An 11,793-nucleotide genomic window follows, 5' to 3' on the forward strand; every position below is an offset into this window, starting at 1 on the left:
GCCCTACGCGCTCTGTCAGCAAGAAGCGGTCCCGATACGTGTTCATTAGCTAATCACAATTGATTCCTTCCACATCGACATAAAACGCGGCAGTCTCACGTACATCGAGCGAAACGCGGAGGCTAGCGATGTCAGGGTTATCGGTCGGGTCGAATCCATGCGGCGATAGTTCGCCCAGTTCGCAGGCCATCGCGGCGGAGCTGGCAACACGCGAGTGCCCGCGCCGCGATCCGGTAAGATCGTCGTCGCGCACAAGGGCAAGCAGCCGCGAAGCGGTCACGGTGCTGATCGTGCCTGGCCTCCACGGTAGCGGTGATGATCATTGGCAGACGTGGCTAGAGCGATCCCTGCCCTCGGCGCGGCGTGTGGTGCAGCGCGATTGGGCGCAACCATCGCTTCTGGAATGGAGCGCGTGTGTGCGCGATTCGATCGAGGCCAGCACAGTGCCAGTCGTATTGGTCGGGCATAGTTTCGGATGCCTGGCGATTGCGGAGGCACTGCGATCGGTTGCTGATCGCGTCGCTGGTGCCTTGTTGGTGGCCCCAGCCAACCCGGTTCGATTCGACATCGATCCGGCCCGCTTGCAGCATCGGTTGCCGATGACATCCGTGACGGTGGGGAGCGAGAATGATCCGTGGATGGCTTTCAAGGCAGTGCAGGATCTCGCGCAGGTTTGGGGCAGCAGCCTGATCAATCTTGGTAATGCGGGACATATCAATGTTGCATCGGGATTTGGGCCTTGGCGTCTCGGCCGCGAATTGACGGAAATGCTCTGCTGGTCTGCACGTATGGATGTCGTGCCACGTGAGGTGCTTACGTTGACCGACGCATGGTCGCATGCGGCCTGACGCAATCGCATCCTGCAGTTGGGCCAGCTTATGACGCGTAACGCATTCCACTGCCGGTGGTATTCCAGTATTTCGGGATAGCAAATCGAAAACGACCATTTGCCATTGTCGGGCAAGCGCGTTGTAATCGAGTCTCAGCGCGATTTGCCGTTGGCATGCAAGGCGTACGACGCGCGCAGCTGACCAATCCCTTATCTCAAAAATATGGTTTGCCCTCCAACGGGCGAAGGACGTGTCGCGTCCTTTACGTTCTGCAAGCGGAAAACTCATGCCTGATCTCACCACCTCGCTGCGCGACTATGCCCCGGAAGCGGTCAGCCACAAGGGGCCTTCGCGTCACACGATGTATTGGCTGTTGTCCTGGGCCACGCCCATCGTCCTGGTTCTTTTATGGGAGGCCGCGTCGCGGACGGGCTGGTTATCTCCTCAGGCGTTGCCTGCACCCAGTCGTGTATTTGAAACTGCTTGGGGCCTGGCCAAGACGGGAGCATTGTTCGTTCACCTGGGCGTTTCACTGATACGGGCCGTTACCGGTTTTGCCATTGGTGGTGCCGCTGGTTTCATTCTCGGCGTGGCCGTGGGTTTTTCGCCTTTTGCCTTCGCGTTATTCGACCGCACGGTGCAGATGGTGCGATCCATTCCGTTTTTGGCGATGTTGCCGCTGGTTATCGTCTGGTTTGGGGTGGGTGAAGTTGCCAAGGTGTTTCTTGTGGCCCTTGCCGTTTTGTTCCCGATTTATATCAACACGGTTCTCGGTATACGTCAGATCGATCCGAAGTTGATGGAATTGGCAAAGGTCAGCAATTTGCACTGGTTTGCTGTCGTCAGACGAATCATCCTGCCGGGCGCCATGCCGTCGATCCTGACAGGCGTGCGTTACGCGCTGGCCCACGCCTGGCTCGCCCTCGTGATTGCCGAGACGCTTGCCACGCAACAGGGCATTGGCTTCCTTGCCATGGATGCGCGAGAGTTCCTGCAAACCGATGTGATCGTGTTGACGATCGTTATTTACGCCGTAATTGGCGTGGTGGCGGACGGATTCGCGAGACTGCTGGAAACGCGGCTGCTGGGTTGGCATCCGAATTTCGCGAAGGGGGTGCGTCGATGAGCCAGTCTCCTTTGTTGTCAGATGGAACATCCGCGCAGTGCACGCACACCTTGCGCATGCAGTCGACCGATAGGCGGGGTGCAACTCACGCTGCGGATCGTGTGGATGATCGTTTCGTCGATACGCCATTGGCGGTCTCCGTCAGCGGGCTGCGGCGTGATTACGGCGATCGTGTTGTCATCCGCGGATTGAATTTGCAGATTCATCAAGGCGAGTTCGTTGCCTTGCTTGGTGAAAGCGGTTGTGGCAAGACCACGTTGTTGCGTGCCCTAGCGGGACTGGATCGTCCGGACGCCGGACAGATCCGGGCAACCGATCGACCATCGGTCGTGTTTCAGGAACACCGTTTGTTGCCTTGGGCACGGTTGTGGGAAAACGTGGCGCTCGGCAACGAACGAAAGGTCGGTCGTGCCGGAGCGGAGCAAGCACTTGCCGAAGTGGGCCTGGAAGGGCGAGCCGATGACTGGCCGCGTAACTTGTCTGGTGGTCAATTGCAGCGTGTCGCGTTGGCGCGGGCACTGGTCCGCCATCCTGCATTGCTATTACTTGATGAGCCGTTCGCCGCACTCGACGCGTTGACGCGCATCAAAATGCACGGTCTCGTCAAGGAACTCGTGGCGCGCCACCAGCCCGGTGCGCTGATCGTCACGCACGATGTGGACGAGGCTATCACGGTTGCCGATCGCATTCTCATCATGCGGGCAGGGCGCATTGCGGCGACCTACCATCCCGCCGCGTATCAGGGAGAAGGACATCGGCAAGCGTTGCGGCAGGCGTTGCTCGACGCGCTGGGCGTGCATGTCGACCTCCCACTGACGCACTAGCAATACCGCACGCACATCGTGTGCGTGCCAATAAGAAAAGGATGCAACGACAATGCAGGACTTTATTCTTGGTCGGCGCCGCATGTTGCGCACGGCCGGCGGACTGTTGGCCGGTGCGGCAGCAGCCGGAAGCGGTTTGATTGCGGGTGGCCTAATGCCTGCTGGCGCGGCGACGCGAGTCAAGCTCACACGCAATACCGATACGGTGCGTATTGGCTGGGGGCATGGCAGTTTGTCGATGCTGGCGATGCAAAGCGATTCATTCAAGAAGACGCTTGCGGACAAGGGCATCAAGGTTGAATGGGTAGGACCCTTCCCGAACCATGCACCGTCCATGCAGGCCGTGGTAGGCGGGAGCGCGGACTTCGGTTTCTGGGGATCGACAACACCGGCATTGGCCGCGATGTTGGCGGGCTCGCCACTTGTATTCAACGCGTTTAATATCTATTCACCCAGATCGACGGCCATCATTGTCAAGAAGTCGAGTGGCATCAACGGGGTGAAGGATCTGGTAGGGCGCAAGGTGGCGGTGAATCGTTCTGGTTTAGGCGAATTCCTGCTGGTGGCGGCGTTGGAACAGAATGGGATCGATCGTTCGAAGGTGGAGGTCCTGTATCTGAATCCTCCAGACGCCGCACCGGCATTCGCGCAAGGCAAGATCGACGCCTGGTCGATGTGGTCTCCGGCGGTCGATATCGCCCGGTACGGCAATGATGCGAAAGACATCTTTAATGAGGGGCGTGATCTGAAGTTCCTGATCGATTTTAATTCCCTGGTCACGTTGCGTAAGTTCAGCGAGGAGAATTCGGCCTTGGTCCGTGCTGTAATCGATGCGTATTACACCGTGGGGCAATGGCAGTCGACGCATCCGGCGGAAGCGGAGAAGATCGCGCAGCAGGAAGGCAAGTATCCCGATCCCGTGCGCGAATACCTGACGAGTCTTAAGCGTGTCAATAACTTCTATGAAGCGGACAGTGCGGATTTCAACAAGCAATTTCAGCGCGCTGCGGATTGGCTGTCGGATCGAAACATCATTCGCTCGCACGTGAAGGTTGCCGACTATTGCTACCAGGTCTAAGCACCATCTCATATTCACAAAGATAGATAAAAAGCGGACATAACGGAGAAGATCGATGTCGAAGCCCCCTATTCGTCTCGGCGTCAACGTGCTTGCATCGGGCAGGCATGATGCCGCGTGGAAGACCCTTGAGAAAAAGGATGGGTTGTCGACGGACGTCGACCACTTTGTCGCCATTGCGAAAGCTGCCGAGCGTGGGTTGCTCGACGCAATTTTTCTAGCAGACAATCCAGGCGGCCTCGTGTCGGAGTCGTACACCCGACCTTGGCGTGCACTCGATCCGGCTGTGCTTGTCGCGCACCTCGCCGCCCATACGCAAAACATTGGTCTCGTGTGTACGACCACGTCGCTATTCGGTCATCCCTACACCATCGCGCGACAGATTGCGTCCATCGATCATCTCAGCAGGGGGCGTGCGGCATGGAACATCATCACATCTCAAAATCCACCAGCGCTAAACGCTTATGGCGTGGACGCCGGTTGGGATCAGGCGGAGCGTTATGAACGTGCGGAGGAGTTCGTTCAGATCGTTACCCAATTTTGGGACAGCGTGCCGGACGGCACGGTTGTCGCCGACGCAGATCGAACGGTGTATCTTGATCCGTCGCGTGTTCGCCGCCTGGATTATGCAGGGCGCCATTTCCGTGCACGAGGCGCATCGTCGGTACCGGAAACGCCGCAAGGACGGCCAGTGATCTTTCAAGCCGGCCAGTCCGCGGATAGCCGCGCATTTGGCGCGCGCTATGCCGATGCGCTTTTCACGGGACAACGCGTCGTCGAAGGCGGGCGAAGCTTTTATTCTGAAGTCAAGGGCCTGGCGGCGCGCTACGGGCGGAACCCGGATCACTTGCTGGTGATGCCAGGCCTGTTCCCGATTCTCGCATCCACGGATGAGGAGGCGCGGCGTCATAAGCGTCAACTCGACGATCTTCTGGACGCCACGGCCTTGCGTGAGGAACTCGCGCGTCACCTGGCGGTGGATCCAGCGTTGCTGGCGGATCTCGACGCACCGATTCCCTACAAGGAAACCGAAGCGAACGAACATCTGGTCCCCACGGCATCGCGATGGCATCGCAAAGAGATGCTGAAAGAGGCGAAGGCAAATGGTTGGAACATTCGTGCATTGCTATTTTCGAACATCACGGGTGGACATCGGGTTTTCGTCGGCACGCCGGAAGGGTTTGCCGACGACATGCTGCACTGGATCGATACGAAAGGTGCCGACGGTTTCAATCTGAATATCGATGTGCAACCAACGGGCCTCGATCTGATCGCGGACGAACTGATCCCGATCCTCCAGCGGCGTGGCCGTTTCCGTACGGCATATGAAGGTCAAACGTTACGCGATAACCTGGGGCTTCCGCACTATGAGGCGCGTGATCGTCTCGGTATCGATCCAGTGTTTTTCGCGCGAGAACTCGCTGGTGCGGCTTGATCGATCGCGAAGGCACGGTCTGATGCATTGCCACCCACTTCTTCCAATGTCATGCTGAATACCCCATTATCTAGTAACGATGCCCGTCCAGGTCTTGTGTCGGCGTTGTCCGTATCGCTCGGCCTGTCCGGATTGCTCGAACGGATTGCTGCCGGTGCCGCCGAACGTGAGTACGCGAATCGCTTGCCGCATGAGGAAATCGCCGAGTTAAAGGCGGCTGGCTTTGGGGCTATTCGCCTTCCTTCGAATGCTGGCGGGAAGGGATGTTCTCTGGCTGACCTCTTCACGTTGGCGCGCGATATCGCCGCCGCCGACTCCAACATCGCACACGCGTTTCGCAATCATCTCTTTCAGGTAGAGGTGGCGTTGCGTCATCCTGATCACCCGTTCCACGCCAGGGTGCTGGCACTGGCCGGCGAGAAAAAAACGGTAGGTCTGAGCTATACGGTCACAGATTCGCCGGCCGCAGGCGCGCGCCCCACACGTGTTTTGTCTCGTCTTGAATGGAACGATGCGCGCGGCAGCTATGTTGGTACCGGTGTGAAAGTCTATGCAACCGGTAATCTCTATAATGATGCTTTTGTTGGTAGCGCGATTGAAGGACGTGCGGGCAAGACGGTCCAGTATGTGCTGGATCGCGGTCCGGGCGTGGGCACCGAGGACGACTGGCAGGGTTTCGGCCAGCGGGGCACCGGGTCCGGTACGGCACGTTTCGATGCCGTGACGGTGCCGGCGTCCCAAGTCTATCCGCCAGATCCCCCGGACCGCGAAGGCGCTGCACCATGGAAATTCACCTTTCATCAGGTCTATCTCACCAATTGCATTGCCGGTATCGTACGGCGGGTGGCGCTGGACGCGGAGCATGTCTTGCGTGGTCGTGGCCGGAACTACTATCATGGCGATGCGGATCATCCGATGGATGAGGCGGTATTGCAGGCGCAACTTGGACGGATTCGCGCCTATGCTGCAAGTATCGAAGCGACGATTGATCGCGCGGTCGCTGCACTGCAAGCGGGGTGGAATGCAATCGGTACCGATGCGGAATACGAGGCGGTGCTGGCGGCATCGCTGTCCGCCGCGGAAGCCAAAGTCGTGATCGACGATCTTGCGCCGCAGGTTGCCAGTTGGTTGATTGACCTTGGTTCCGGCTCAGCCGTATCGCGTCGCGCCGGGTTGGATCGCCATTGGCGTAATATCAAAGTCATCGCATCCCATAATCCGCGTCTATATAAGGAACGTTTCCTCGGACAAAACCGGCTTGACGGCCGGATGCCGCCGACGGGTGCTTTTTTCTGACCACATTGTGTCGCTTATTTCGTCTATCCAGTGCATCGGCGTTCCTCAAGCAGGGTTGTCGATGATCACGTTCCCGGTGCTCTCCTTGCCATGACCGATACGCTTCAATCGTCTACCGCCACGCACACCACCCCCGTGGCAACGTCGCCCTTCCCGACGTTGCATCCTGAAGCCGTGCGTGCACGCCTGCTCGCACGCGACGAGATGCTCTTCGCGGATTTGCGCGAAGAAGACCCTTATGCAAAAGGGCATCCACTTTGGGCCGCCAATTTTCCGTTTGGTCGCCTCGAGCTCGACGTGCTTCGCCGCGTGCCGCGTCGCGATGTATTGATCGTGCTGTATGGGGAGGACGACTATCGCGATCTCGCGCCGCTTGCCGCCGCCAAGTTGCGTACATGGGGTTATACGAATGTGCACCTGTTGGAAGGGGGGCTGCAGGCGTGGGAGCGACAGGGATACCAAATGTTTATCGACGTCAATGTGCCATCGAAGGCATTTGGCGAATGGGTCGAGTCGCTCCGGCATACGCCGCTTTTACCAGCTGAAGATGTGCATCGCCTGATTGATTCGGACAAGCCGCCGGTCATCCTGGATGTCCGCCGCTACGACGAATACCATACGATGAGCATTCCCACCGGGATTTCCGTTCCCGGTGCGGAGCTGGTCCTGCGTGTGCGTGAGTTGGCGCCGGATCCGGAAACGACGGTCGTCGTCAATTGTGCCGGCCGCACCCGCTCTATCATCGGCACGCAATCACTGATCAATGCCGGTATTCCGAATCCTGTGGTGGGGCTGCGTAACGGCACGATCGGGTGGCTATTGGCAGGGTTGAAGCTGGACAACGGAGCAACCCGCCGATTTCCTGAAGCGCGCCCCGATGCACGCCGCAAGGCGCAAGCGGACGCGCGCAGGGTGGCGGAACGGGCGGGCGTGCGTCGTGTGTCGCTCGACGAGGCGGCGTCCCTGGCCGCTCCGGGGGGCGCTTCCACGCGGACCGTGTACCGAGTGGATGTGCGTACCGCCGAGGAATACCGTGATGGCCATTTGCCGGGCTTTATCAACGTACCGGGCGGTCAATTGGTTCAGGAAACCGATCACACCGCGGCTGTACGTGGTGCGCTGATTTTTCTGGCCGACGATGACGGCGTGCGTGCCGATATGTCCGCGTCGTGGTTGGCGCAGATGGGCTGGGAGGTCTACGTTATCGATCCGCTCGACCCGGCGCAACGGACCGAAACGGGCGACGGCGCGTCGGAGACGATCCCGCCGTCGGATGTCAAGCTCATCAGCCCGCAAGCGCTGTCGGATCTGCTGGCGCGGAACGATGGCGGCACCATGGTGCTTGACGTGACCACCTCGGCGAATTATGTAAAGGGACATATCCCCGGTGCCTGGTTTGTCTTGCGGGCACAACTCGATGGGGCGTTGCGTACGTTGGCGCAGCGGGGGGCGGAGCCTGAGCGTTTTGTCGTCACATGCGGAACGAGCGCATTGGCGCGCCATGCCGCGCCGGATGTGCAGGCTATTTCCGGCAAGGAGGTATTCGTATTGGAAGGGGGCAACCAGGCATGGCGTGAGGCCAACTTTCCAGTGGAAACGGGGGAGGCATATCTTGTGTCGGCGCGGACGGATCGCTATCGTCGGCCCTACGAGGGTACGGAAGCACCCCGTGCGGCGATGGAAGCGTATCTTGAATGGGAGTATGGTCTCGTGGCGCAATTGGAGCAAGATGCCACGCACTTCTTCACGGTGATCTAATAACGCACGCCTTGCGCCAACTGATGCGCAATCGTGAGCGCGGCGGTCAGTTTTTGTTCCGCATCGTCGCGCGCGGCCGCGTCTATCGCGCGTAGCGCATAGGACGGATGATACGTTGGCACGATCCAGACACCTGCGTGCTCAAATGGTTTGTTCAACATAGACGTCAAGGTAAGACGCATACCGGTAAGTGACGATAAGGCCGTGGTGCCGAGCGTCACGATGACGCGTGGCTGGTGCGCGGCAATTTCTTGTTCGAGCCACACGTGGCACGCTTCCACCTCGCGTTGCGCTGGCGTCTTGTGCATTCGTCGCTTGCCACGCGGCGCCCATTTAAAGTGTTTGACGGCATTGGTTAGATAAAGGGTCTGGCGTTGAATGCCGGCGCTGGCCAGCGCGCGATCGAGCAGTTCGCCTGCAGGGCCAATAAACGGTACTCCGGCAAGGTCTTCATGATCTCCCGGTTGTTCGCCAAGCAACATGATCGCGGCACCTGCCGGCCCGGTACCCCTTACCGGTTGTGTTGCACGCTCCCACAACGGGCAACGTCGGCACGCGTCGATATCATGTGGGACGTCCCGTTGCGGCTGTGCGGCTTCGGCGGAAACCGTGATCACCTTGCCACCCGCACCGCGTAGCGCATCCGCTTGCCCATGACGGCGTTGGCCGGTCGCGGCGGCAATGGCCAGGCGTTGAATCAGATCACCTTCCGGTAGATGCTTCCAAAAGCGCGCCGGCATATGTTGCCTTGTCAAGTCCAGATTGACCCGTGCCGGATTGAAGATGCTTTGGTAATAAGTACGCCACAGCGCTTCGGTATCGTCGCCAGGGCGAGGTGGCTCCAGGCGTGCCCTCCTATCATAGACAACGTGCTTACCATTGTGATGCGCCAGCCCATCCGGCGACGCGATGACCCACCGCGACCGGCCCAGGCGTTTCTCGAAATATTCCGCGAGCGGTTCGAGAACATCGTGTTCCGGGGCGAACCACGCCATCAAGACCGGCGTGTTATCCGATTCGAATGTTTCCTGGAATCGCAAGAAGGCGCGCCAGTGATGATATTCGCGAGAAACATCGCGTGCGAGGCGCGATAACCTCGCACCGTCGATATCGCCAGGCAATACCGATGCATGATCGCCATGCGCATAACGCCAGACAACACGATATAAAAAAGCCCAGCGCTGCGGGTCGGACGCCCGCGCGGCCGTGCGCAGCCGTTTTAGTACGTCATGCGGTACCGCAAATCCAACGGATGGGCTAGCGCCCGCGTGAGGATTGCCGCTAGCATCGATTGCCGGGTTGGTGTCGGCGCCTATCGCGCGGTCGACGTCGCCTTCGGACGATGCGTTGGCGTCATTGCCCTCATCGAACGTGTCGGCATCCTCGAATAATGTTCGATTTATCGATGGGGCCATGCCTGATGTCATGGGTATGCCATCAACGCCATCTGTCGTTCTCCATTCGATCAACGATGGATCCCTACCGGCCACTATCAACTTCCGTGCCGCCGTACGCCAACTGCCAAAGTCGTTATCAATGGTGACGATATGCATCGTCGCATCACCACAAAGTTGCTTGAGCGGGGAGCGGTTTTGCCGCCACCGCTACCGCTTGCCGTAGCGCGGCGCTGCTTTGTTCGCTATTTCCAGGACGCCAGTCATCCACCACGATAAAGGCGCGCGCATTTTTTAGTCCGCAGCGTAATCGGACAAGGTCATCGTACCGTAGCCGTCTCTGTTTGCGTAGCGCAATGATACGTCCGGCATTGCGTAGACCGATACCGGGAACCCGCGCAATCATGCCAGGCTCAGCACGATTGAGGTCGACCGGGAATAAATCGCGATGCGCTAGCGCCCAGGCCATTTTGGGATCGATATCAAGTGCCAAATCCATTGCTTGCCCAAGAATCTCCCTCGATGAGAAGCCATATTGCCGAATCAGAAAATCTGCTTGATATAAGCGATGTTCTCGCTGTAGCGGCGGTGGTGCGAGCGGAACGGTACCCGGGCTGTTGGGGATGGGACTGAAAGCGGAATAATAGACACGGCGCAAACGATAGGATTGATACAACGTCTCTGCGGTTCCCAGGATCGTACGATCATTGGCATCATCAGCGCCGACGATCATCTGCGTGCTTTGTCCGCCCGGCGCAAAGCGTGGCGGCCGTGCTCGTTGCATGGTGCCAAACCCTGGACCTGAACGAGCGATGGAGGCATATGTCTCCGCCCGGCTCGTTGCACTCGTTGGTGCGCCACCGTCTGGCACGGCGGCGTGTGCATTGGCATACGTCCCTTCGTCTTCGCTCGCCAACTGCCGATGCCGAATGCGCGCCATGGCCTTGCGGATCGTACCGAGGTTTTTTTCGGGCGCCAGCCGGGCGATCGAAACCGCTGTCGGCAGTTCGATGTTGACACTCAGGCGGTCGGCGTAGTGTCCTGCCAGATCGATCAATTCCGGCGCCGCATCGGGAATGGTTTTTAAATGGATATAACCTCGGAATTGGTGGTCCTCGCGCAAGGCGCGAGCGACCTCCACCAGGAGTTCCATTGTGTAGTCGGATGAACGAATGACCCCGGAGCTGAGGAACAATCCTTCCACGTAATTGCGTCGATAGAAATCCAGCGTCAGCGCGACGACATCCTGGGGGGTAAAGCGCGCCCGCTGCACATCGCTGCTACGGCGGTTGACGCAGTACTGGCAGTCATAAAGGCAAAAATTTGTCAGCAGGATCTTTAGCAAGGATACGCATCGACCATCGGGTGTATAGCTGTGGCAAATGCCCTGACCGGTGGTAACGCCCATGCCTTCCTTGCCACGCGAATCACGGCCTGCCGCGCCGCTGCTAGCGCAAGAGGCATCATATTTCGCCGCATCTGCAAGGATTTCCAGCTTTTTCAGTCGATCCATTATCGTTTGATCCGATACTGTATATATGTACAGTATCGGATCAAAGCAAGCGGCACGCAAGTGTCTTTTCTTTTATCGGCCCGAAATCGCACGCTAAAAACGGCAATGTGTGCCTTGTAGGCGATCAGCGCCGTGTGCATAGGCAGCGTAATCAGCCTTGTTGCCGAGGAACGTTAATTGCTCAGGCATGGCATCTGTTTTGCCATTCGTTTTCTTACATAAAGACAAGCAGGTATTCCCATGGTGATAGCGCAGCCTCTCCGTTTTCAGCCGGACATGGACGTACGCGGCGCTGCTATTGGACTGGACGGTCAACGCAGACAGGGTTTTGTAATGCAGAACGCGCCGAAATTCACGGTCGCCACGCTAAAAGCGTTTCTCGGAAATTTTAAATGGCTGGCAAAGGCGACCGATAAGGTAGAAAGCGTGAAGATTGCGTTCTCGAAGGTACACCGTAGCACCGAGGCATTGATTGAAAAAGCCGGTGGCGTGACCGCCGTGAAATAGCGCGTTGTATTGAGAATCGATAGGAGAAGGCG

10 protein-coding genes are annotated in these 11,793 nt (G+C 58.5%); 8 read left to right on the plus strand and 2 right to left on the minus strand.

All coding sequences use genetic code 11. The features are described from left to right. Nucleotides 1-128: 128 nt before the first annotated feature. The 7 genes from WM40_RS07155 (at nt 129) to WM40_RS07185 (ending at nt 8,347) form a co-directional block, all read left to right on the plus strand. Nucleotides 129-848, plus strand: a complete 720-nt coding sequence (locus WM40_RS07155) for an RBBP9/YdeN family alpha/beta hydrolase (RefSeq protein ID WP_082102486.1) — start codon at nt 129-131, stop codon at nt 846-848. A 268-nt stretch (nt 849-1,116) separates the two neighbouring features. Beyond that, nucleotides 1,117-1,956, plus strand: a complete 840-nt coding sequence (locus WM40_RS07160) for an ABC transporter permease subunit (RefSeq protein WP_024904133.1) — start codon at nt 1,117-1,119, stop codon at nt 1,954-1,956. 56 nt (nt 1,957-2,012) lie between these two features. Next, nucleotides 2,013-2,780, plus strand: a complete 768-nt coding sequence (locus tag WM40_RS07165) for an ABC transporter ATP-binding protein (protein WP_036010815.1) — start codon at nt 2,013-2,015, stop codon at nt 2,778-2,780. Nucleotides 2,781-2,832: 52 nt separating this feature from the next. After that, nucleotides 2,833-3,858 (plus strand): NrtA/SsuA/CpmA family ABC transporter substrate-binding protein, encoded by a 1,026-nt coding sequence (locus WM40_RS07170; protein WP_024904135.1) that lies wholly within the window; start codon nt 2,833-2,835, stop codon nt 3,856-3,858. Nucleotides 3,859-3,913: 55 nt separating this feature from the next. Further along, nucleotides 3,914-5,293, plus strand: a complete 1,380-nt coding sequence (locus WM40_RS07175; protein ID WP_046152525.1) for an NtaA/DmoA family FMN-dependent monooxygenase — start codon at nt 3,914-3,916, stop codon at nt 5,291-5,293. A 51-nt stretch (nt 5,294-5,344) separates the two neighbouring features. Next, the gene (locus WM40_RS07180; protein ID WP_024904137.1) at nt 5,345-6,589 is read left to right on the plus strand and encodes an acyl-CoA dehydrogenase family protein; all 1,245 of its coding nucleotides are present in this window, start codon (nt 5,345-5,347) and stop codon (nt 6,587-6,589) included. Between the two features lie 90 nt (nt 6,590-6,679). Then, nucleotides 6,680-8,347 (plus strand): rhodanese-related sulfurtransferase, encoded by a 1,668-nt coding sequence (locus WM40_RS07185; RefSeq protein WP_046152526.1) that lies wholly within the window; start codon nt 6,680-6,682, stop codon nt 8,345-8,347. On the opposite strand, the gene WM40_RS07190 is transcribed toward WM40_RS07185, so the two are convergent. Continuing rightward, a complete protein-coding gene (locus WM40_RS07190) occupies nt 8,344-9,900 on the minus strand; it encodes a UdgX family uracil-DNA binding protein (protein WP_046152527.1) in 1,557 nt (518 codons plus the stop codon). The genes WM40_RS07185 and WM40_RS07190 overlap by 4 nt on opposite strands. Before the next feature lie 7 nt (nt 9,901-9,907). After that, nucleotides 9,908-11,254, minus strand: coding sequence for a putative DNA modification/repair radical SAM protein (locus WM40_RS07195; RefSeq protein ID WP_046152528.1), 1,347 nt, complete (start codon nt 11,252-11,254; stop codon nt 9,908-9,910). Between the two features lie 240 nt (nt 11,255-11,494). On the opposite strand from WM40_RS07195, the gene WM40_RS07200 reads away from it, so the two are divergent. Beyond that, nucleotides 11,495-11,761, plus strand: a complete 267-nt coding sequence (locus WM40_RS07200) for a catalase family protein (protein WP_024904141.1) — start codon at nt 11,495-11,497, stop codon at nt 11,759-11,761. Nucleotides 11,762-11,793 lie beyond the last annotated feature (32 nt).

It is taken from the genome of Robbsia andropogonis, from assembly GCF_000970345.1.
GTDB classification, from domain to species: Bacteria; Pseudomonadota; Gammaproteobacteria; order Burkholderiales; family Burkholderiaceae; genus Robbsia; species Robbsia andropogonis.

Excerpts from the sequence above, each read along its gene's own strand:
- WM40_RS07155 (WP_082102486.1), top strand. The coding sequence starts at position 129 with ATGTCAGGGTTATCGGTCGGGTCGAATCCATGCGGCGATAGTTCGCCC.
- WM40_RS07160 (WP_024904133.1), top strand. The coding sequence starts at position 1,117 with ATGCCTGATCTCACCACCTCGCTGCGCGACTATGCCCCGGAAGCGGTC.
- WM40_RS07165 (WP_036010815.1), top strand. The coding sequence starts at position 2,013 with ATGCAGTCGACCGATAGGCGGGGTGCAACTCACGCTGCGGATCGTGTG.
- WM40_RS07170 (WP_024904135.1), top strand. The coding sequence starts at position 2,833 with ATGCAGGACTTTATTCTTGGTCGGCGCCGCATGTTGCGCACGGCCGGC.
- WM40_RS07175 (WP_046152525.1), top strand. The coding sequence starts at position 3,914 with ATGTCGAAGCCCCCTATTCGTCTCGGCGTCAACGTGCTTGCATCGGGC.
- WM40_RS07180 (WP_024904137.1), top strand. The coding sequence starts at position 5,345 with ATGCTGAATACCCCATTATCTAGTAACGATGCCCGTCCAGGTCTTGTG.
- WM40_RS07185 (WP_046152526.1), top strand. The coding sequence starts at position 6,680 with ATGACCGATACGCTTCAATCGTCTACCGCCACGCACACCACCCCCGTG.
- WM40_RS07190 (WP_046152527.1), bottom strand. The coding sequence starts at position 9,900 with ATGCATATCGTCACCATTGATAACGACTTTGGCAGTTGGCGTACGGCG.
- WM40_RS07195 (WP_046152528.1), bottom strand. The coding sequence starts at position 11,254 with ATGGATCGACTGAAAAAGCTGGAAATCCTTGCAGATGCGGCGAAATAT.
- WM40_RS07200 (WP_024904141.1), top strand. The coding sequence starts at position 11,495 with ATGGTGATAGCGCAGCCTCTCCGTTTTCAGCCGGACATGGACGTACGC.